19 protein-coding genes are annotated in these 21,058 nt (G+C 70.5%); 3 read left to right on the top strand and 16 right to left on the bottom strand.

The features are described 5' to 3' along the window. Window positions 1–23: 23 nt before the first annotated feature. From mltG to QRN49_RS03770, 6 genes are all read right to left on the bottom strand, one after another. Complete coding sequence (mltG, locus tag QRN49_RS03795) at window positions 24–1,613, bottom strand: endolytic transglycosylase MltG (protein WP_284753987.1); 1,590 nt, start codon at window positions 1,611–1,613, stop codon at window positions 24–26. 93 nt (window positions 1,614–1,706) lie between these two features. Then, window positions 1,707–2,150, bottom strand: a complete 444-nt coding sequence (gene ruvX, locus QRN49_RS03790; protein ID WP_171907752.1) for a Holliday junction resolvase RuvX — start codon at window positions 2,148–2,150, stop codon at window positions 1,707–1,709. An 8-nt stretch (window positions 2,151–2,158) separates the two neighbouring features. Then, window positions 2,159–4,816, bottom strand: a complete 2,658-nt coding sequence (gene alaS / locus QRN49_RS03785) for an alanine--tRNA ligase (protein WP_284753986.1) — start codon at window positions 4,814–4,816, stop codon at window positions 2,159–2,161. 59 nt (window positions 4,817–4,875) lie between these two features. Then, entirely contained in the window at window positions 4,876–5,058 is a 183-nt protein-coding gene (locus tag QRN49_RS03780) for a hypothetical protein (protein WP_284753985.1), read from the bottom strand. A gap of 123 nt (window positions 5,059–5,181) precedes the next feature. Continuing rightward, on the bottom strand, window positions 5,182–5,811 hold the full coding sequence (gene rpsD / locus QRN49_RS03775) for a 30S ribosomal protein S4 (protein ID WP_017887166.1): 630 nt from the start codon (window positions 5,809–5,811) through the stop codon (window positions 5,182–5,184). A 234-nt stretch (window positions 5,812–6,045) separates the two neighbouring features. Then, the gene (locus QRN49_RS03770) at window positions 6,046–7,398 is read right to left on the bottom strand and encodes a replication-associated recombination protein A (protein ID WP_084740335.1); all 1,353 of its coding nucleotides are present in this window, start codon (window positions 7,396–7,398) and stop codon (window positions 6,046–6,048) included. A gap of 132 nt (window positions 7,399–7,530) precedes the next feature. Here QRN49_RS03770 and QRN49_RS03765 point away from each other — a divergent pair, with 132 nt between their 5' ends. Together QRN49_RS03765 and QRN49_RS03760 are read left to right on the top strand one after the other, a co-directional pair. Continuing rightward, window positions 7,531–8,343 carry a peptidylprolyl isomerase gene (locus QRN49_RS03765; RefSeq protein ID WP_284753984.1) on the top strand — a complete coding sequence of 271 codons (813 nt, stop codon included), beginning with the start codon at window positions 7,531–7,533 and terminating at the stop codon, window positions 8,341–8,343. 113 nt (window positions 8,344–8,456) lie between these two features. Next, window positions 8,457–9,689: a DUF349 domain-containing protein gene (locus QRN49_RS03760; RefSeq protein ID WP_110864584.1), complete on the top strand. Its 1,233-nt coding sequence runs from the start codon at window positions 8,457–8,459 to the stop codon at window positions 9,687–9,689. A gap of 82 nt (window positions 9,690–9,771) precedes the next feature. On the opposite strand, the gene QRN49_RS03755 is transcribed toward QRN49_RS03760, so the two are convergent. The 5 genes from QRN49_RS03755 to QRN49_RS03735 are packed head-to-tail and all read right to left on the bottom strand — an operon-like array spanning window position 9,772 to window position 13,037. Beyond that, window positions 9,772–10,734, bottom strand: a complete 963-nt coding sequence (locus QRN49_RS03755) for a bifunctional riboflavin kinase/FAD synthetase (RefSeq protein WP_071414720.1) — start codon at window positions 10,732–10,734, stop codon at window positions 9,772–9,774. Between the two features lie 8 nt (window positions 10,735–10,742). Next, window positions 10,743–11,198 carry a hypothetical protein gene (locus QRN49_RS03750; RefSeq protein ID WP_284753983.1) on the bottom strand — a complete coding sequence of 152 codons (456 nt, stop codon included), beginning with the start codon at window positions 11,196–11,198 and terminating at the stop codon, window positions 10,743–10,745. Between the two features lie 45 nt (window positions 11,199–11,243). Next, entirely contained in the window at window positions 11,244–11,609 is a 366-nt protein-coding gene (locus QRN49_RS03745) for a hypothetical protein (RefSeq protein ID WP_071244774.1), read from the bottom strand. Continuing rightward, window positions 11,606–12,568, bottom strand: coding sequence for a tRNA pseudouridine(55) synthase TruB (gene truB, locus QRN49_RS03740; RefSeq protein WP_284753982.1), 963 nt, complete (start codon window positions 12,566–12,568; stop codon window positions 11,606–11,608). The genes QRN49_RS03745 and truB overlap by 4 nt, the downstream gene beginning before the upstream one ends. 22 nt (window positions 12,569–12,590) lie before the next feature. Further along, a complete protein-coding gene (locus QRN49_RS03735) occupies window positions 12,591–13,037 on the bottom strand; it encodes a hypothetical protein (RefSeq protein ID WP_111023071.1) in 447 nt (148 codons plus the stop codon). A gap of 52 nt (window positions 13,038–13,089) precedes the next feature. On the opposite strand from QRN49_RS03735, the gene QRN49_RS03730 reads away from it, so the two are divergent. Then, window positions 13,090–14,016: an iron-sulfur binding domain-containing protein gene (locus tag QRN49_RS03730; RefSeq protein WP_502868965.1), complete on the top strand. Its 927-nt coding sequence runs from the start codon at window positions 13,090–13,092 to the stop codon at window positions 14,014–14,016. Here the strand turns inward: QRN49_RS03730 and rbfA are convergent. From rbfA to QRN49_RS03705, 5 genes are all read right to left on the bottom strand, one after another. Then, window positions 14,013–14,486, bottom strand: a complete 474-nt coding sequence (gene rbfA, locus QRN49_RS03725; RefSeq protein ID WP_111031590.1) for a 30S ribosome-binding factor RbfA — start codon at window positions 14,484–14,486, stop codon at window positions 14,013–14,015. The genes QRN49_RS03730 and rbfA overlap by 4 nt on opposite strands. A gap of 113 nt (window positions 14,487–14,599) precedes the next feature. After that, on the bottom strand, window positions 14,600–17,449 hold the full coding sequence (gene infB / locus QRN49_RS03720) for a translation initiation factor IF-2 (RefSeq protein ID WP_284753981.1): 2,850 nt from the start codon (window positions 17,447–17,449) through the stop codon (window positions 14,600–14,602). A gap of 74 nt (window positions 17,450–17,523) precedes the next feature. After that, a complete protein-coding gene (locus QRN49_RS03715; protein WP_031259737.1) occupies window positions 17,524–17,835 on the bottom strand; it encodes a YlxR family protein in 312 nt (103 codons plus the stop codon). Between the two features lie 68 nt (window positions 17,836–17,903). Beyond that, on the bottom strand, window positions 17,904–18,899 hold the full coding sequence (gene nusA, locus QRN49_RS03710; protein WP_071414715.1) for a transcription termination factor NusA: 996 nt from the start codon (window positions 18,897–18,899) through the stop codon (window positions 17,904–17,906). A 143-nt stretch (window positions 18,900–19,042) separates the two neighbouring features. Beyond that, on the bottom strand, window positions 19,043–20,794 hold the full coding sequence (locus QRN49_RS03705; RefSeq protein WP_284753980.1) for a proline--tRNA ligase: 1,752 nt from the start codon (window positions 20,792–20,794) through the stop codon (window positions 19,043–19,045). Window positions 20,795–21,058: the final 264 nt, after the last annotated feature.

Here is a 21,058-nt window from a genome sequence, read left to right as displayed (position 1 = left end):
GTTCGTCCGTGCGACGTCGTCGCCTACTGGTAGTCGGGGTGCGCCCGCAGCCACGACTGGAACTGCTCGACCGCCACCAGGTGCTGGTCGTAGGTGTCCGAGAAGACGGTCTCGCCGGTTTCCAGGTTCACCGTCACGAAGTACAGCCACTTGCCCGGGGCCTCGTTCGTCACGGCCTTGATCGCGATGTCACCCGGGTTCGAGATCGGTGCGGGCGGCAGTCCTTCGTGCACGTAGGTGTTGTACTCGTTCGAGGCGTCCGCACGCTCGGCGTCCGTGGTCGTCACGGTGTGCGTGTTGCCCGTGCCGTAGGCGACCGTGGCGTCGGACTGCAGCTTCATCCCCTGGTCGAGGCGGTTCTGGAACACGCGGGCGACCTTGGGGTAGTCGGCTGCGAGACCGGCTTCCTTCTGCACCAGCGACGCGAAGACGATGGTGCGCTCCTGGTCGGCCTCCTTGACGCCGGCGGCGGACAGGTGCTCCTTCATGGTGTCGACCATCGACTTGAAGTACTGCTCGGCGGTCCAGCCCGGGTTGATCGGGTAGGTCGCGGGGAAGAGCCAGCCCTCGAGCGTCGTGACGCCGGACGGCAGGTCGTAGGCCGACAGGTCCTTCGCGGCCGCGTCGACCTGCTTCTCGGTCAGGCCGGCTTTGGAGACCATCCCGGCCTTGATGTCGGCGAGTGCCGTGCCCTCCGGGATGATGATCGACGCCTGGACGCGGTTGTCCTTGTCCTGCAGGGCGGCAAGCGCGGACTTCGAGCTCATCTGCTTCTTCAGCGCGTACGAACCGGGCTGGAACTGCACGTCCGGCGATGCCAGCAGGAGCTTGTAGAACACCTTCGAGTCCTTGACGACGCCGCTGCGCTGCAGCGTCGCGGCGACGTTCTCGCCGATGTCGCCCTGCTTGATCGTGATGGTCACCTTCGAGGTGCCGTTGCCCGTGTAGTCGTCGGGCTCCTGCGCGCCGCTGATCGCCGCGATGAGCTGCTGGAACTTGGGTGCGGCGAAGGTGTAGGCGCCGACGCCGGCGGCGAGCACCACCGCGACGATGACGAGCCCCGCGACGAGCGGTCCGCGTCGGCGCTTCGGCCGTGGCTCCCGGGGCGGCCTGGAGGCGCGGCCTCCCCCGCCTCGTCCCCCGCGGCCACCGCCTCCCGCGGCGCCACCGCCGCCGGTCGCGTCACCGTCGTCCGTCCCGTCGGCTCCGGACCCACCGGCCGCGGCGGTCGCCGCGGGCTCGGTCGGCAGCTCGCCGGTCAGCAGTGCGGCGACCTCGGGGTGCAGGTCTTCGGGGCGGGTGGCGATCGGTGCGTCGGCGGGGGACGCAGGACGTTCGTCGCGTGCGGCTGCCGGCGCGTCGTTGGTCCGTTCGGCGACCGGCGCGTCGTTGGTCCGTTCGGCGGCCGACGGCTCGTCGGTCGCTGCGACGCGGGCTCGTTCGGCCTCGAGGGCGCGGGCTTCGCGTCGGGACATCGGGGGCGCCGGCGGTGGGGTCACCTGACCAGCGTCGTCGCGGTCATCGGTGCCTGTCGTGCGGTCGGAAGTCGCCTTCCGCCGCTCGGCGTCGTTGCCGGGCGCGATGATCGCGTTCCAGTCCAGATCGTCTGCCAACGTCCTCGGTCTCTCGGTCGGGAACTCCACCTGGGCACCGTCGTCCTCGCAGCTGACGACGAGAGCACCCATGTGCGGTACCGGGCAGCCCTGTCAGGGAAGCGTGGTGCCCGGAGGGGCACCGGCACTGCGCTCGTGGTCGAGCGCGTGTTGCAGAATGATAACAGCGGCGGCTTGGTCGATCACGGCCCGGGACTTCTTCGTGTTCTTGCCGGCCTGGTGCAGCCCTCGCTGGGCGGTCACGGTCGACAGTCGTTCGTCGACCAGGCGCACCGGTCGACGCGCCGCGATCCGGGCCGCGAAGACGCGGGCGTCCTCGGTGGAGGCCGTGTCCCCACCCGACATCGACAGGGGCAGTCCGACGACGACCTCGAGCACGTCGTACTCGTCCGCGAGCTCCAGGATGCGCCGGAGGTCCTTCGAGTCGTCGCGACGGACCGTCTCGACCGGCGTCGCCAGCAGGCCGTCGCGGTCGCACACGGCGACCCCGATCCGGGCGCGTCCGACGTCCACGCCGAGCCGCCGCCCGGACCGGATGCCCACGGTCAGCCCGCGAGCCGTGCGGTCACGGCACGCAGCGCCGCGGGGAGCGCTGCTGCGTCCGTCCCACCGCCCTGCGCCAGGTCCGGCTTGCCGCCGCCACCGCCACCGAGCACACCGGCGGCCTCCTTCGCGAGGGGGCCAGCCTGCACGCCCGCAGCACGAGCGGCGTCGTTGGTCGCGACGATCACGATCGGCTTGCCGCCCACGACGGCGCCGAGCACGACGACCGCCGCGCCGTCACCGAGCTGGCCCCGCACGCCGGTGGCGAGCGAGCGCAGGTCGTCACCGGACTGCAGCCCGTCGACCGTCTCGGCGACCACGGTGGTGGCACCGACGGTGGTGGCGTTCCGGGCGATGGCGGGCACGCGCTGCTGCAGGTTCGCCGACTCGTACTCGGCGAGCTTCTTCTGGGCGGACCGGAGGTCCTCCATCAGGTTCTGCACGCGGGCCGGCAGGTCGGCACGGGGAGCCTTGAGCGCGCTGGAGAGCTGCGACACGATCGTGCGCTCGACGGCGAGGTCGCGGAACCCCTCGAGCCCGACCAGTGCCTCGACGCGGCGGTTCGTCGAACCGACGCTCGACTCCCCCACCAGGTTGACGAGCCCGATCTGCGCGCTCGAGGCGACGTGCGTGCCACCGCAGAGCTCGCGGGACCACGGGCCGCCGATGTCGACCATGCGGACCTCGGCGCCGTACTTCTCACCGAACAGGGCCTGCGCCCCGAGGGCCTTCGCCTCGTCGATGGGCAGGATGCGCGTGGAGACCTCGAGGTCGGTGCGGATCGCGGTGTTCACGACCTCCTCGATCTCGGAGCGCGTCTCGAGCGAGACCGGCTGCGACCACGAGAAGTCGAGGCGCATGTAGCCGGACTTGTTGTACGAACCGGCCTGCAGCGCCTCCGGCCCGAGGATGTCGCGGAGGGCCGCGTTCACCAGGTGCGTCGCGGAGTGCGCCTGGGTCGCGCCGCGGCGGTACTCCGCGTCGACGACGGTGCTCGCGGCGTCACCGACGCCGACCTCGCCGGAGCGGACCTGGACGGTGTGGCTCCACAGTCCGGAGACCGGTCGCTGGACGTCGAGGACCTCGAGGTCGAACCCGTTGCCGACGATCGAGCCCTGGTCGGCGTCCTGGCCGCCCGACTCGGCGTACAGCGAGGTCTCGCCGAGGATGACCTCGGCGATGTCACCGGCGACCGCACGGTCGACGCTCACACCGCCGACGATGATGCCGAGCACGCGCGTCTCGGCCTTGAGCGCGTCGTAGCCGAGGAACGTCGTCTCGCCCTTGGCCCGGAACGCGCTGTACACGCTCAGGTCGGCGATCGCGGTCTTCTTGCTCTTCGCGTCGGCCTTCGCCCGGGCACGCTGCTCGGACATCAGGGTCTCGAACGCCGTGCGGTCGACGTGGACCCCGGCTTCCTCGGCCATCTCCATCGTCAGGTCGATGGGGAACCCGAAGGTGTCGTGCAGCAGGAACGCCGTGTCGCCGCCGATCGACGGGGCGCCGTCCTGCTTCGCACGCTCGACGGCGACGTCGAGGATGGTCGTGCCCTGCGCCAGGGTGCGGAGGAAGGTCTCCTCTTCCGCGTAGGCGATGCGGGAGATCCGGTCGTAGTCGGACGCCACCTCGGGGTAGGCGTCGCGCATGGCGTCGCGGGACGCCGGGAAGAGCTCGGGGAACGTGGGCGCCTCGACACCGAGCAGGCGCATCGCGCGGACGGTGCGACGGAGCAGACGACGGAGGATGTACCCGCGGCCCTCGTTCGACGGGCTCACGCCGTCGGCGATGAGCATCAGCGAGGAACGGACGTGGTCGGCGATGACGCGCATCCGCACGTCGTCCTCGTGCACGGCACCGTAGCGTCGGCCGGAGATCTCGGCCGCGCGGTCGAGCACCGGGCGCACCTGGTCGATCTCGTACATGTTGTCGACGCCCTGCTTGATGAAGGCGACGCGCTCGAGCCCCATGCCGGTGTCGATGTTCTTGTTCGGCAGCTCGCCGGTGATCTCGAAGTCGTACTTCGACCGCACGTCGGCGATCTGGTACTGCATGAAGACGAGGTTCCAGATCTCGACGTAGCGGTCGTCGTCCGTCGCCGGGCCGCCGTCGATGCCGTACTCGGGGCCACGGTCGAAGAAGATCTCCGAGCAGGGACCCGCGGGTCCGGGCTGTCCGGTCGACCAGTAGTTGGTGTCCTTGCCGAGGCGCTGGATCCGCTCGTCGGGCAGGGACGAGTGCTGCTTCCAGAAGCCGATCGCCTCGTCGTCCTCTTCGTAGACGGTGACCCAGAGGTCGTCGGGCGAGAAGCCGAGTCCGCCGTCGGTCTCCGGCTTGGTCAGGAACTCCCAGGCGAACTGGATCGCCTGCTCCTTGAAGTAGTCGCCGAACGAGAAGTTCCCGTTCATCTGGAAGAAGGTGCCGTGGCGAGGGGTCTTGCCGACCTCTTCGATGTCGTTCGTGCGGATGCACTTCTGCACGCTCGTCGCCCGCGGGAACGGCGCCGGGATGAGACCGGTCAGGTACGGGATGAACGGCACCATGCCGGCGACCGTGAAGAGGAGCGACGGGTCGTCGGAGACGAGGGACGCGGACGGGACGACGGTGTGGCCGCGGTCACCGAAGTACTGGAGCCAACGGCGGCGGATCTCTGCGGTCTGCATGGTGCTTCCTGGGTTCAGGTCGTGGGTGGAGGAGGGTCGAGGCTGCTCGGTCGGAGCGCTCAGACGTCGGTACGGAGCTCGGCCTCGCGCGACCGGTAGCCGTCCGCGACGGCACCCGTGAAGGCCTTCGTCTTGGCGTTCACCTCGGCGAAGAGCCGGGCACCACCGGAGCTCTGGGCGACCCGGTGTGCGACGGCGAACCCGATGACGATGCCGACGGCGACGAAGAACAGCTGCTTCACGGTGCCTCTCCCTCTGTGCACCCGGGCGGTGCATGCCCGGACAAGCTTAGTCGCCGGTGCCGGAACGCCGAACGGCGGGTCGCCCTCGAGAGGACGACCCGCCGTTCGGGTGTGATCAGTGGATCAGCGAGCTGCGTAGTACTCGACGACGAGCTGCACTTCACAGGTCACGGGGACCTCGGCGCGCTTCGGGCGACGCACGAGGCGGGCCTGGAGCTTCTCGATCTCGACCTCGAGGTAGCCCGGGACCTTCGGGAGGACTTCCTGGTGGCCACCGGCAGCGGCGACCTGGAAGGGCTCCATCGACTCGGACTTCGCCTTGACGTGGATCAGCTGGCCCTCCTTGACGCGGAAGGAGGGGCGGTCGACGAGCTTGCCGTCGACCAGGATGTGGCGGTGCACGATCAGCTGACGGGCCTGCGCGGTGGTGCGGGCGAAGCCGGCACGGACCACGAGGGCGTCGAGGCGCTGCTCGAGGAGCTCGACCAGGTTCTCACCGGTCAGGCCCTTCGTCTTGCGGGCCTCTTCGAAGACGATGCGGAGCTGCTTCTCGCGGATGCCGTACTGGGCGCGCAGACGCTGCTTCTCACGGAGGCGGACGGCGTAGTCGCTGTCCGCACGACGGCGCGTACGGCCGTGCTCACCGGGCCCGTAGGGGCGCTTCTCGAGGTAACGGGCGGCCTTCGGCGTCAGCGGGATGCCGAGTGCGCGCGACAGGCGGGTCTTGCTGCGGGTACGTGACTTGGTAGACACAGGGTCCTTTTCTCTGTTCGAACTGAATACTCACCGGAGGCCGGGCACGCGAGTGCCGGTGGCCCCGACGACGGGATCCAGAGGGATGAGCCTGTGGGATCGGACGGCTACAGTCCGAACCTCTGCCCCCGTACCACCGGAGTGGCACTCTGTCCTCGACGCAGCCGTGCTCGAGGACCAGGACGTAGGCCCGGCAATGCTAGCAGCATCGGGGCGAGCGCAGAAGCACCGACGCTAGTGGCCGCGTGTGATCTTCCGGAGTCGTTCGAGCCGTGGCCCGACCTCGCGCTCGTAGCCGTTGGCCGTCGGCGTGTAGTACTCGGTGCCCTCGAGGGCGTCCGGCAGGTACTGCTGCTCGGCGACCCCGTGCTCGGCGTCGTGGGAGTAGACGTACCCCTTGCCGTGCCCGAGGCGCTTCGCCCCGGCGTAGTGCGCGTCGCGCAGGTGCATCGGGACCGTGCCCATGCGCCCCGCCTTGACGTCGGCCATCGCCTGGTTGATGCCGTTGTAGGCGGCGTTCGACTTCGGCGCCGTCGCCAGGTACACGACGGCCTCGGCCAGCGGGATCCGCCCCTCTGGCATCCCGATGAGCTGCACGGCCTGGGCCGCGGCGACCGCGATGGGGAGCGCCTGGGGGTCGGCCATGCCGATGTCCTCGGACGCGGAGATGATGATCCGGCGCGCGATGAACCGGGAGTCCTCGCCTGCCTCGATCATCCGGGCGAGGTAGTGCAGGGCCGCGTCGACGTCGCTCCCCCGCACCGACTTGATGAACGCGCTGATGACGTCGTAGTGCTCGTCGCCCTGTCGGTCGTAACGCAGCAGGGCCCGGTCGACCGCGGCCGCGACGGTGTCGGCGTCGACGACGGGCACGGTGTCGTCGTCCTCGTCCTGCGCGGCGGTGGCCGACGCCGCCGCGGCCTCGAGCGCGGTCAGGGCACGTCGGGCGTCGCCGGACGCGAGGCGGATGATCGCACTGCGGGCCTCGTCACCGAGGACGACGGCACCGCCGAGCCCGCGGGGGTCCTCCACCGCGCGGTCGACCAGCATGCCGAGGTCGGGATCGGTGAGCGGTTTGAGCGTCAGGAGCAGCGAGCGGGACAGCAGGGGCGAGATGACCGAGAACGACGGGTTCTCGGTGGTGGCGGCGATCAGGATGACCCACCCGTTCTCGACGCCGGGCAGCAGGGCGTCCTGCTGGGCCTTGCTGAACCGGTGGATCTCGTCGAGGAACAGCACCGTGGTCGACCCGTACAGGTCCCGGTGGGTCAGCGCCTTCTCCATGACCTCGCGCACGTCCTTCACGCCGGCGGTCACGGCGGAGAGCTCGACGAACTCGCGACCGGACTGCCGTGCGATGGCCTGCGCCAGCGTGGTCTTGCCGGTGCCCGGCGGTCCCCACAGGATCACGGAGACCCCGCCGGGGTTCTCACGCGTGCCGGTGGCGAGCTGCACCAGGGGCGAACCCCGGCCGAGCAGGTGCTGCTGACCGGCGACCTCGTCGAGGCTGGTGGGGCGCATCCGGACGGCGAGCGGGACGGAACCCTGCGCGAGACCGGCGCGACCACCCGTGGTGGGCGCGTGCATTCCCGAACGATCCGCTGCCATCCTGCAATCGTAGGCCGGTCCACCGACGCAGGCCGCGCCTCCCGCCAGGTGGTGGTGGTGACCGTTCGGCTACGCTCGTTGCACACTGCGACGAGAGGGCAGACCAGCACCGTGGCACCGAAGAACCCAGCGCGTGACAACCGTGAGGCGCGCGAGCGCCTCCGCCTCTACCAGGCCCGCCAGGGGCTCCACGAGCGGCAGCGACGCCGCCGCGTGCGGGACAACCTGATCGGCGCCGGTGCCCTCGTCCTCGTCGCGGCCCTCGCCACCGGGTCGCAGCTCGCCTTCGCCGGGTCGCGGGGGTCGGACGCCCCGGCCCCGAGCGCCTCCGCGTCGTCGACGGCCACGCCGTCGCCCAGCGCCACTGCCGGCAACACCGGCGACGTGCCGAGCAAGTCGATCGCGAAGGGCGCGACCTGGACCGGCACGCTCACGCTCAACAAGAGCATCGACCTCGGCATCGAGCTGGACGGTGCCAAGGCGCCGCAGGCCACGAGTGCCGAGATCTCGCTGATCCGTGAGCAGTTCTACAACGGCACCACCTGCCACCGGCTCGCCGACAGCGACGGCCTGAAGTTCCTGCAGTGCGGCTCCGCGAACGGCGACGGCACCGGCGACGCCGGCTTCGAGTACGGCCCGCTCGAGAACGTGCCGGAGGACGGCGTCTACGAGAAGGGCACCATCGCGATCGCGCGGTCGGACTCCCCGTACTCGCAGTCGACGCAGTTCTTCATCGTCTACGGGGACACCACGCTCGACGCCTCCACGGGCGGCTACACGGTCGTCGGCAAGGTCACGAGCGGGCTGTCCGAGCTCGAGTCGGAGATCGCCTCGAAGGGCATCGCCTCCCCCGGCAGTGACGGCACCGGTGAGCCGAAGGTGGCGACGGAGATCACCGACGCGACCATCGCGGAGCAGAAGTAGTCCACAACCCGTCGCACCGGTCGGGCGGCGGAGCCCGTCCGTGCAATAGGCTGACGACCTGACCGTGCCGACGGTGACGTCGGCGATGCACGACCACGATCGAGGCGAGACCTGTGGGATCTGACGAAGCAACGACCTGGGGGCGGGTCGACGAGAACGGGACCGTGTACGTCCGGTACGAAGAGACCGAACGTGCTGTCGGTGAGTACCCGGACGCCACCCCCGAAGAAGCCCTCGCCTACTTCGCGCGGAAGTACGCCGACCTTGAGGGGCAGGTGAAGATCGCCGAGCAGCGCGTCCAGCGCGGTGCGTCAGCGAACGACGTCGCCCGGACGGTCGAGCACCTGACGGCCCTGGTCGCCGACGCGCGGGTGGTGGGCGACATCAAGTCGCTCGAGACCCGCGTCGGCGTCCTCGCCGAGCAGCTCGGCTCGCTCACCAAGGAGCAGGCGGAGCAGGCGCAGCAGGCCCTGCAGGACGCCCTGGCGCACCGCACCGCCCTGGTGGAGGAAGCCGAGGCACTCGCCGCGGTGGACCCCGCACGCGCGCAGTGGAAGCAGATCACGGCGCAGCTCGACGACGTGTTCGCGCGCTGGCAGCAGCACCAGCACGACGGGCCGCGGATCCCCAAGAACGAGGCGAACGACCTGTGGAAGCGGTTCCGCGCAGCGCGGTCCACCGTCGACCAGCACCGTCGTGCCTTCTACTCCGAGCTGGACGCACAGCACCGTGACGCCCGGACCCGCAAGCAGGAGCTCGTGGCGCAGGCCGAGGCGCTCGCGCCCCGCGGTTCCGACGCGATCCCGGACTACCGCCAGCTGCTCGACGACTGGAAGAACGCCGGACGGGCCGGCAAGCGCCACGACGACGCACTCTGGGCGCGCTTCAAGGCCGCCGGAGACGTGCTGTTCGAGCAGCGCCACGCCGAGAGCGCAGCCGAGAACGAAGAGTTCTCCGCCAACCTCGAGGCGAAGCAGGCCCTGCTGACCGAAGCCGAGCCGCTCCTGCAGGCCACCGACCGGGTCGCCGCGCGCAAGACCCTCACCGGTATCCAGCGCCGCTGGGACGAGATCGGCAAGGTCCCCCGCGGCGACGTCCGTCGCGTCGAGGACCGGCTGCGTGCCATCGAGGACCACGTCCGTGGCCTCGAGGACGCGCACTGGAAGGAATCGAACCCGGAGCGCAAGGCCCGTCAGAACGGCCTCGCGAGCCAGCTGGAAGACGCGATCGGCAAGCTCCAGTCCGAGCTCGCCGCGGCGCAGGCCACCGGTGACGCCCGGAAGATCAAGGACGCGCAGGAAGCCCTCGACGCCCGCAAGATCTGGCTCGACGCCCTGGGCGGCTGAGCCAACGCAGCACGAACGAAGCCCCCGTGACCGATCGGTCACGGGGGCGTCGTCGTCAGGGGAAACCAGTGTGCTCGGCAGGTCAGACCGGTGCCGGCAGTCCGAGCAGCAGCCGGATGTCGAGGTCGTCCTGCCGCATCTGCGCGGCGAGCTCGTCCATCGACGAGAACTTCACCATGCCGCGCACGTACGACACGAAGAGCACCGAGATCCGGTCGCCGTACAGGTCGATGTCGACGTCGAGCAGGTGCGCCTCGATCTGCTTCGCGGGCACACCCTCGAACGTCGGGTTGTTCCCGACCGACACCGCTGCCGGGTAGACGGTGCCGTCGTGCAGCACCCGGGCGGCGTAGACACCGTCGGCGGGGACGAAGCCCTCGCACGCCGGATCGAGGTTCGCGGTGGGGTACCCCATCGCCCGGCCGCGCTGGTTGCCGTGCACCACGACGCTCCGCACGGCGTGCTCCCGCCCGAGGAGTCGTGCGGCCTCGGCCACGCGGCCCTGGCCCAGGAGCTCCCGGATCCAGGTGGAGGACACGCGGCGCTCACCGTCGGGTCGGACGTCGTCGATGAGGTCCACGTCGTCGATGAGCTCGACGGTGAAGCCGTGCTGCTCCCCCAGGGTCCGCAGCAGCGCGACGTCACCGGCGCCCTTCGCACCGAAGCGGAAGTCGCTGCCGACGAAGACGAGCCGGGCGTGCAGGGTGTCGACGAGGATCTCGGACACGAACGCCTCGGGCGACTTCGACTGCAGTTCCTGGTCGAACCGGAGCAGCAGGGTGGCGTCGACCCCGGCCTCCTCGAGCAGTTCGCGGCGCTGCGCGGTGCTGGTCAGGGCCGGCGGGACGTGCGGCGGGTCGATGACGTTGAGCGGGTGGCGGTCGAACGTGACGACGGTGGCCACGAGGTCGTGCTCGCGGGCGGCGCGCTCCAGGTGTGCGATGACGGCTCGGTGCCCGACGTGCACGCCGTCGAACTTCCCGATGGTGACGGCGCTCGGGCCGAACCCGTCCGCCACGTCGGCGGTGTCCTCGTAGAACTGCACGGTGGCTCCTACTCGCTCGCCGAGGCGGTGGACGAGGACGCAGCCGGTGCCGATGACTCGGTGACCGCGGTGCGGTGGTGCTTGCGGAGCCACCAGAGCCCGGCGATCGGCAGCACGAGCGGCGCGAAGGCGTAGCCCAAGCCGTAGTACGACCAGATGGTGTCGTCGGGGAACAGCTGGCGGTCGAACAGCGACAGGGTGCCGATGACGAGCACGCCGGTCATCTCGAACACGATCGTGACGCAGGCGACCCGGTACCAGACGCGGCCGGGCACGATGAGGGCGATCATCGCGACGATGTAGACGACGGCAGCGACGGCACTGAGGGTGTACGCGAACGGTGCGAACGAGAACTTCTCGATGATCTGCACGACGCTGCGTCCGGTCGCCGCCAGCGCGAGGATGCCGTACACGGCGATGAGGACGCGGCCGATGCCGGTCGCGAGTGAGGATCTGGTCGCCATTGCACCGATTCTACCGACGCGCGGCTGCGCGCATGACCTCCGGCGTCAGTTCAGCGCGAACCAGATCTGGTACATCCGGTAGACCATCACCGCGACGGTGAAGGCCCCGGCGCCGAGCACCACGGTGCTCCACTTCGTGCGGTCGATCAGTGCCCACACGACCGCGGCCGGCGGGACGAGCAGCACCGAAACGGCGTACACCCCGAACTCGAGCGCGTTGCCGTCGGGCGGACTGCCCGTCGCCGGCAGCACGATCGAGATGACGCCCTGCACCAGGAGCAGCAACTCGATGAGCACGAGGGCGCCGACGGTGTAGTCGTTCGGCTTCCAGCCGATGAACCCCACGACGACCGCGAAGAGCCCCACCACCACGGCGAGCACCAGCTGCACCCACATGTACCACTCGATCACGCGCGCGCTCCGGTCTGCGAGGAGGACGACGCACCGGGCGTCGGGAAGTTCGTGATGACCCGGAGCAGTCCGCGCCGGACCGAGACGAGGCCGACCAGCCGGTCGTCGGACGCGGTGACCGCTGCCACCGGCCCGTCCGAGTCGGGGTGCTCGGCCGCGACGCGCTTGCCGTCGGTGAGGTCCTTCGCCGAGGCTGCGTCGAGCGTCACCGACGAGAAGAGTCGCCGGGCGATGTCCGCCGGACGTGCGAGCGCGGCGCGGACGTCGACGGCGTCGTCCTCGAGGTCGATGGCGTCCTGGACGTCGAACGGTCCGACGCGTGTCCGGCGGAGCGCGACGAGGTGCGCCCCGGTGCCGAGGGCAGCGCCGACGTCACGGGCGAGCGCGCGGACGTAGGTGCCCGACGAACAGGTCACGACGACGTCGAGGTCCACCACGGCGACGTCGGTGCCGTCGACGGCGACGGTCCGCTCGTTGCGCGTCGTGACGTCGAACTGCGAGACGGTCACCGTGCGGGACTTGAGCTCCACCGCTTCGCCCTTGCGCGCCAGGTCGTAGGCACGGCGCCCGTCGACCTTGATCGCGCTGACCGTGGACGGGATCTGGTCGATCACCCCTCGCTGTGCTGCGACGGCGGTCTCGACGGCCTCGTCCGAGACGTCGGCAGCGGCCACACCGACCGCAGCGGTCGGCGTGCCGTCGGCGTCGTCGGAGTCCGTGGAGACACCGAGCCGGATGGTCGCCGTGTAGGTCTTGTCGAGGCCCACCAGGTGCGTCAGCAACCGGGTGGACGGCCCGATGCCGAGCAGCAGCAGCCCGGTGGCCATGGGGTCGAGGGTGCCGGCGTGGCCGACCTTCTTCAGGCCGAGGCGCCGACGGGCGATGGAGACCACCCGGTGGCTGGAGATCCCCTGCGGTTTGTCGACGAGGAGGATGCCGTCCGGCGCGGTTTCGAGCACCAGGCGAGATTACCAGCGCCGGTCAGCAGGCGTCGTTCCACTCGCGGCGGGGGTGCTCGGGATCGGTGACGTCGAGGACCGCGGAGGCCGCGATCTTCACGTCGGCACGGCGCTCGAGTCGGCCGGACTCCTGCTCGACCCACAGCGACCAGCGCCACAGCGTTCGGACCCCGGGGGCCAGGATGCCCCGCCCGTGCACGATCAGGACACCGTCACCGGCGCCGGTCGTGCGGAAGGGCGTCACCAGGTCGGACCGGAGCGTGTCCTGGTCGGCGGACGGCGCGGCGGCCGCCATCGCGGAGATCCCGTGCTGCTCGAAACCGGTGACGAGCGCGGCCGCGACCCGCTCGAGGTCGGTGCCGTCCTGCCCGTCGATGCCGATGACGGTGCGGTTCGTGCCGACCTGCGCGATCGCCTCTGCAGCGATCGCAGCCATCGTGTCGGTCTCTTCGGGTGCCCAGCGTGCCATGCGTCCACCGTAGGCTGTCGAGGTGAACGCGAGTCGGGCCTCCAGACCGGATGTGGACAAACCGACCGCGCGACGCGGTGTGCAGGAGCCGGCCACGCCGGAACGGCCCGACATCGCGACCCCGCTGATCGCGTGGTTCCGGCAGCAGGCGCGGGACCTGCCGTGGCGCCGACCCGGCTTCCCCGCGTGGGGGACGCTCGTCAGCGAGATCATGCTGCAGCAGACGCAGGTCGCGCGCGTGGTCCCCCGACTGGAGGCGTGGCTCACCCGGTGGCCGACGCCTCGCGACCTCGCGGACTCGCCCCCGTCCGAGGCGGTACGTGCCTGGGATCGGCTCGGCTACCCGAGACGCGCGCTCGCGCTGCACGCGGCGGCGACCGCGATCGCGACCGAGCACGGCAACGTCGTACCGCGCGATGTCGACGCCCTGCTCGCGCTGCCGGGCATCGGCGACTACACCGCGCGGGCCGTCGCGGTCTTCGCGTACGGCGACCGGCACCCGGTCGTGGACGTCAACGTGCGCCGCGTGCTCGCACGTGCGGTCCTCGGCCAGGGCGAACCCGGGCCGGCGAAGGCGAAGCAGGACCTCCCGCTGATGGAGTCCGTGCTGCCCGCGGACCGCGACGACGCAGCCGCCACGAACGCCGCCGTGATGGAGCTCGGCGCGCTCGTGTGCGTGTCCCGCTCCCCCGCGTGCGATGCGTGCCCGATCGCGGACCGCTGCGCGTGGCGTGCGGCCGGGTACCCGGAACACGACGGGCCGCGGGCTCCGCGGCAGGCGAAGTTCGCCGGCAGTGACCGCCAGGTGCGCGGCCTGATCATGGCCGAGCTGCGCGCCAGCGACGTGCCGGTCACCCCGTCCGAGATCGAACCGGTGTGGCCGGACGCCGACCAGCGGGACCGGGCGCTCGCGTCGCTCCTGCGTGACGGACTGGCCGTCGGGGACGACGCGAGCGGCTACCAGCTGCCCGGGGTCTAGGAACGCGGCTCGGCGGAGCCGTCGGTCTCGGCAGCGTCGTCGGCGTCGTCGTCCTCGTCGCGCTTGTACGGGTCGGCGTCGCCGGCGTACGTCGCGCCGACCGAGGCTGCGCGGACCTGCTCGTCGCGCACCTGGGCCTGCACGAGCAGGTCCTCCATGTGCGCCGAGGTCTCGGGCAGGGCGTCGGCGATGAACTCGAGCGACGGCGTGAGCCGGGCGGTGATGTTCTTGCCGACCTCGGACCGGAGCATGCCGGTCGCGGCCTTGAGCGCCGCGGCGGAGTCCGCACGCTCCTCGTCGGTGCCGTACACGGTGTAGAAGATCGACGCGTGCTGCAGGTCACCGGTCACACGGACGTCGGTGATCGTGACGAACCCGAGTCGCGGGTCCCGCAGACCCTTGTCGAGTCGACGTGCGACGACTTCCTTGATGCGGTCCGCCATCTTGCGTGCGCGCTGCGGATCGGCCATTGGGTGCCTCCTGAGGCAGTGGCGGGACGCTTCCCGCCGGTGGTCCTGCGTGGGAAAGGGGTCGGGCCCCGGCCTCCCGCGTGGGGAGGCCGGGGCCCAGAGGAGTCACGCGATCAGTCGCGCGGCTTCTCGACGAGTTCGGTCGTCTCGACCTCGTCGCCGATCTGGATGTCGTTGAACTTCCCCAGACCGATACCGGCTTCGAAGTCCGTGCGGACCTCGGTCACGTCGTCCTTGAAGCGACGCAGTGACTCGATGGCCAGGCCATCGGCGACCACCACACCCTCGCGGATGACGCGCGCCTTGGCGTTGCGCGTGATCGTGCCGGAGCGGACGATGACACCCGCGATGTTGCCGAACTTCGAGGAACGGAACACCTCGCGGATCTCGGCGACGCCCGACTGGACCTCTTCGTACTCGGGCTTGAGCATGCCCTTGAGGGACTGCTCGATGTCGTCGAGTGCGTTGTAGATGACCGAGTAGAAGCGCACGTCGATGCCTTCGCGCGCCGCACGCTCACGGGCCTTGACGTCCGGACGGACGTTGAAGCCGATGACGATGGCGTTGTCGATCGTGGCGAGGTCGATGTCCGACTCCGTGATCGCACCGACACCGCGGTGCAGGATGCGGAGCTGGACGCTGTCGTCGACCTCGATGTCCAGGAGCGACTGCTCGAGTGCCTCGACGGCACCGGAGACGTCACCCTTGATGATGAGGTTGAGCGACTCGACCTTGCCCTCTTCGAGCGCACGGGTGAAGTCCTCGAGCGAGATGCGCTTGCGCGACTTCGCCAGCAGGGCGTTGCGCTCGGCGGCTTCACGCTTCTCAGCGATCTGACGCGCCGTGCGGTCCTCTTCGGTGACGAGGAAGGTGTCACCGGCGCGGGGCACCGAGGACAGACCCTGCACCTGGACCGGACGGCTCGGCGTCGCAGCCTTGACCGCGACCCCGTTCTCGTCCGTCATCGCACGGACTCGGCCGTAGGCCGTGCCCGCCACGATGGCGTCACCGACGTGGAGCGTGCCGGACTGGATGAGGACCGTGGCGACTGCACCGCGACCCTTGTCGAGCCGGGCCTCGATCGCGACACCACGGGCGTCCTTGTCGGGGTTCGCACGCAGGTCGAGACCGGCGTCCGCGGTGAGCAGCACGGCGTCCAGGAGCTCCTGGATGCCGATGTTCTGCCGCGCCGACACGTCGACGAACATGACGTCGCCGCCGTACTCCTCGGCCACCAGGTTGTACTCGGTGAGCTGCTGGCGGACCTTGGCGGGGTTCGCGCCTTCCTTGTCGATCTTGTTGACCGCGACGACGATCGGCACACCGGCCGACTGCGCGTGGTTCAACGCCTCGATGGTCTGCGGCATGATGCCGTCGTCCGCCGCGACCACGAGGATCGCGATGTCCGTCACCTGGGCACCACGAGCACGCATGGCTGTGAAGGCCTCGTGACCCGGGGTGTCGATGAAGGTGATCGGGCGGTCGATGCCCTCGTGCTGCGCGACGATCTGGTACGCACCGATGTGCTGGGTGATGCCACCGGCCTCGCCCTCGACGACCTTCGAGTTGCGGATCGCGTCGAGGAGGCGGGTCTTGCCGTGGTCGACGTGACCCATGACGGTGACCACCGGCGGCCGCTGCTGCAGCACGTCGTCGTCTTCGTCCTCGAGTTCTGCGTCGAGGTCGATGTCGAAGCCCTCGAGGAGCTCCTTGTCCTCGTCCTCGGGCGAGACGATCTGGATCTTGTAGCCCAGCTCGTCACCGAGGACCTCGAACGTGGCCTCGTCCAGCGACTCGGTCGCGGTCGCCATCTCACCGAGGTGGAACAGCACCGTCACGAGGTTGCCGGGCATGGCGTCGATCTTGTCCGCGAAGTCCGAGATGCTCGCACCACGACGGAGTCGGACGACCGTGTTGCCGTCGCCACGAGGGACCTGCACACCGCCGAGCGACGGTGCCTGACGCATCTCGTACTCGGCGCGCTTCGTCCGCTTCGACTTGCGGGCACGGCTCTTGCCGCCACCGCGACCGAACGCACCGGCGGTACCACCACCGGGGCCACGACCACGGCCACCGCCACCGGCGGGACGCGGGCCGCTGAAGGCCGGACGCGGGAAGCCGCCACCGGCACCGCCGCCGGCACCCGGACGGGCACCGGGGCCGCCACGGCCACCACCCTGGCCCGGGCGCTGCCCGAAGCCGTTGGGACGGTTGCCCTGACCGGGACCACCCGGACGCGGAGCACCCGGACGGGGCGTGCCCGGACGCGGGGGCTGCGGACGCGGGATGCCACCGCCACCGGCTGCGCCGGCGGCCGGGCGCTGGCCCATGCCCTGGTTGGACGAGTACGGGTTGTTGCCGGGGCGCGGCGGGCGCGAGCCCATGCCCTGGTTCGACGAGTACGGGTTGTTGCCCGGACGTGCACCGGGCTTGGGGCCACCCGGCTTCGGACCGGCGGCCGCGGGAGCCTTCGGGCTGGTGCCCGGCTTCACGGCGTCGGACTTCGGAGCAGCGTCGGTCGACCCGCCTGCCTGCTCGGCGGCCTGCTTCTCAGCGGCCTGCTTCTCGGCACGGGCCTTCTGCGCAGCCTCGGCCTCGGCCTGTCGCTGGGCGACGGACTTCGGTGCGGCCGGTGCGGGGACGTCGGCAGCGGGTGCTGCCGGGGCCTCGGGCTCGGGAGCCGGTGCCGGACGAGCCGGACCCGGACGGGGGCCGCCGGGCTTGGGTGCACTCGACTTCGGCGCGCTGGCCTTGGCGGGTGCGCTCGGCGCGGACGAGGCGGCGGGCTTCGCCGCGGGGGCGCCGTCTGCCTGGAGGGCGGCACGGAGCTTCCGTGCCACGGGGGGCTCGATGCTCGAGCTGGCACCCCGGACGAACTCGCCGAGCTCCTTGAGCTTCTCGAGTGCGGTCTTGCTGTCGACGCCGAGTTCGCTTGCGATCTCGTGTACGCGTGGTTTAGCCACTGTTCTCCTTCACGGGTCCCACCCCGTGAAGGGGCAGGACTCAATGGATGACGGGTCTCATTTCGAGCCGCTCATCAGTTGTCCATAAGCCGTTCAGCCTGTTCTGTCATGTCCGGGCGCTCGGCCGGTTCCTGTGGGAGACCGACGATGTGGTCGAGCACCGCGGACGTGTCGGGATCGCGATCCAACCGGAGCGCACGGCGGAAAGCCCTGCGCTTGACGGCCAGATCGTAGGCATCGACGGTCGGTGTGAGCCACGCTCCCCGGCCCGGCATGACTGCCTTCGGATCCGCCACGACACGGCCATCGCTCAGGGCGACGACTCGGAGGAGGGAGGATCGGGAAGCGCGACGACGACTGCCGATGCACGTTCTGACGGGAACCACTCTACTCCTTGCCTCGGACGTGCGCGATCCGGCGCGCCCTCGCAGGGCGCGCCGGGAGCGAAATCGTCCTAGTCCTCGCCGTCCAGGATGGAGTCCGGCTGGATGTCGATGCGGGCACCGGTGAGCTTCGCGGCGAGGCGGGCGTTCTGCCCTTCCTTGCCGATCGCGAGCGACAGCTGGTAGTCCGGCACGAGCGCGCGGACGGCCTTCGTCGAGGCGTCGAGCACGAACGCGCTCGTCACCTTGGCCGGCGACAGGGCGCTCGCGACGAACGACGCCAGGTCGGACGAGTAGTCGACGATGTCGATCTTCTCGGCACCGAGCTCGTTCGTGACCGCACGGACACGTGCGCCGAGCTCGCCGATGCAGGCACCCTTCGCGTTCACACCCGGCTCGTTCGCCTTGACGGCGATCTTCGTACGGTGGCCGGCCTCGCGGGCGAGCGAGGTGATCTCGACGACACCGGACGCGATCTCCGGGACCTCGAGTGCGAAGAGCTTCCGGACGAGGCCCGGGTGCGTGCGCGACACGATGATCTGCGGGCCCTTGTTGCCACGGGCGACGCTCGTCACGTAGACGCGGATGCGGGAGCCGTGCTTGTACGACTCCCCCGGCACCTGCTCTTCGGGCGGCAGGATCGCCTCGATCGTGCCGAGGTCGACGTGCACCATCTTCGGGTTCGGGCCCTGCTGGACCACGCCCGCGACGATGTCGCCTTCCTTGCCGCGGAACTCGCCGAGGATCTTGTCGTCGCCGATGTCGCGCAGGCGCTGGTTGATGACCTGCTTCGCCGCGAAGGCGGCGATGCGTCCGAAGTCGCTCGGCTGGTCGACGGCTTCACCGATGACGGTGCCCTCGTCGTCGAGCTCGGGGACGTAGACGCTGACCTCGCCGGACTTGCGGTCGAGCTCCACACGCGACTGCGCGTGGGCCGGCTCGCCGTTCTCGTCGGCGTGCTTCTGGTAGGCGGTCAGGATGGCAGATTCGATGATCTGGACGAGCTCGTCGAACGGGATCTCCCGCTCGCGCTCCATGAGTCGCAGGACTGCGAGATCGATCTTCACCGAGGTGCCTCCGTATTCAGATGAGTCGCTCCTGCGGGGTGGAACTGCGCAGAAGTCGGCCACAAGCGTACCCCAGAACCAGGAGACGGACAGGAGGCCCGTGGCGGCGTCGCCACGGGCCTCCTGTCCGTCAGGGGTGGCGTCTAGATCGCGCGGACCGCGTCGAGCAGCTCGGCCACCGGCACGTCGCGGCGGTCGCCGGTCGCGCGGTCCCACAGCTCGACGACGCCCTCGGCGGCGCCGCGGCCGGCGACGACGACGATCGGCATGCCGAGCAGCTCGGCGTCGCGGAGCTTCACGCCGGGCGAGACCTTGGGGCGGTCGTCGTACAGCACGTCGAACCGCTCGCCCTCGAGCTCGGCGACGACGGAGGCCGCCAGCTCGTAGGCGACCTGGTCACGGCCGGTGGCGACGATGTGCACGTCGAACGGCGCGACGTTCTTCGGCCAGACCAGGCCCTTCTCGTCGTTGTGGGACTCGGCCAGGATGGCGAGGATGCGGGTCACGCCGATGCCGTACGAGCCCATCGTGACCGTGGCGAGCTTGCCGTTCTCGTCCTGCACCTTGAGACCGAGCGCCTCGGCGTACTTGCGACCGAGCTGGAAGACGTGCCCGATCTCCATGCCACGCGCGGTCTCGAGCGGGCCGGAGCCGTCCGGCGACGGGTCACCGGCGCGGACGTCGGAGACCTCGACGACACCGTCGGCCACGAAGTCACGGCCGGCGACGAGGCCGGACACGTGCACGCCGCGCTCGTTGGCGCCGGTGATCCAGTTCGTGCCGTCGACCACACGCGGGTCGACGAAGTAGCGGAGGCCGGTGGCGCTGTCGGCGCCGAGGACCTGCGGGCCGATGTAGCCCTTCACCAGGCCACGGTGCTTCTTGAAGTCGTCGTCGCCGGCGGCCTCGACCTCGGCCGGGGCGAACGACACCTCGGCGCGCTTCAGGTCGACGTCACGGTCACCGGGCAGGCCGACGACCACGACCTCGCGCGTGCCGTCGAGGTGGGTGAGCGCCAGGACGACGTTCTTCAGCGTGTCGGCCGCGGTCCACGGGGCGCCCTCGCGCGGCGCGACCTGGTTCGCGTGGGCGACGAGCGTGTCGATCGTCGGGGTGTCCGACACCGGCAGCAGCACGGGCTCGGGCTGACCCTCGATCGGCAGCGACTCGGGGACGGGGGTGACGTACGCCTCGACGTTGGCCGCGTAGCCGCCGGCGCTGCGGACGAAGGTGTCCTCGCCGACGCCGATCGGGTGCAGGAACTCCTCGGACTTCGAGCCGCCCATCGCGCCGGCGTCGGCCTTGACGATGACGTAGTCGAGGCCGAGGCGGGCGAAGATCTTCTCGTACGCGTCGCGCATGACCTGGTAGCTGCGCTCGAGGCCCTCGTCGGTGAGGTCGAACGAGTACGCGTCCTTCATGGTGAACTCGCGGCCACGCAGGAGCCCGGCGCGGGGCCGGGCCTCGTCGCGGTACTTGTCCTGGATCTGGAACAGCGTGACCGGCAGGTCCTTGTAGGACGAGTACAGGTCCTTCACCAGGAGCGCGAACATCTCCTCGTGCGTGGGGGCGAGCAGGTAGTCGGACCCCTTGCGGTCCTGCAGGCGGAACATGCCGTCGCCGTACTCGGTCCAGCGGTTCGTCGCCTCGTACGGCTCACGCGGCAGGAGCGCGGGCAGCAGGACCTCCTGCGCACCGGCTGCGACCATCTCGTCGCGGATGATCGCCTCGATCTTGGCGCGCACCCGGAGGCCGAGCGGCAGCCAGGCGAAGATCCCCGGGGACTGGCGACGGACGTACCCGGCGCGGACGAGCAGCTTGTGGCTCGTCACCTCGGCGTCGGAGGGGTCGTCGCGGAGCGTACGGAGGAACAGATGCGAAAGCCGTGTGACCACGGGGCAAGCCTAGTGGCGACGGGCCGACGCCGCGGGTTCCGTGCGGTGTCCCCGCCGCTGGGCGCGAGCGGCGCGGTTCGGCACGGTGCGAGGTTGGCTGGCTCGTGCGGCGGCAGCCGCTGCGTGCGAACCTGCAGGCTCGCACGGGGCGATCAACCCCGCACGGAAGCGCGAAGCACGCACCGTGCCGACCGGCGCTGTCGCCGGCGCAGGCGCCGCCGGAGGACGGACCGGAGGCCCGGTGCCAGCTGGCACCGGGCCTCC

Source organism: Curtobacterium sp. ME-Dv--P-122a (genome assembly GCF_030209645.1).
Lineage (GTDB): Bacteria > Actinomycetota > Actinomycetes > Actinomycetales > Microbacteriaceae > Curtobacterium > Curtobacterium flaccumfaciens.
The sequence above is the reverse complement of the archived record's forward strand: the minus strand, read 5'-3'. Positions and strand labels throughout refer to the sequence as shown.